Raw genomic sequence first — 278 nt, forward strand, 5'->3', positions numbered from 1 at the left:
TGCTACAGGCTCTGGCTTAGGCTGTTCCACATAAGCAAGAATATTATCAATATCACTCTCGGTCAGCTGAGGAAAAGCCGGCATAGCCGTTTGATTCCATTCATTGTAAACTGCGTTAGCTTCAGCATCACCACTAGCGATCAAAGCGGCAGAATTTTGAATCCAGTCATAAAGCCACTCCATTTCATGTCTGTCTGTCGCACCGTGAAGAGCAGGACCAATAGAATTAGAATAAGGTTTGTGACAGGCTGCACACAATGAATTGAATAACTCTTTAC

General features: G+C 43.5%; 1 protein-coding gene. It reads right to left on the reverse strand.

Annotated features, from left to right (window positions below; translation table 11 throughout):
* A partial coding sequence (locus ACNKXS_RS01925) for a c-type cytochrome (RefSeq protein WP_417919397.1) occupies positions 1 to 278 on the reverse strand: 278 nt, incomplete at both ends.

The sequence above is a fragment of the Christiangramia marina genome, assembly GCF_048285865.1.
Taxonomy (GTDB): domain Bacteria; phylum Bacteroidota; class Bacteroidia; order Flavobacteriales; family Flavobacteriaceae; genus Christiangramia; species Christiangramia marina.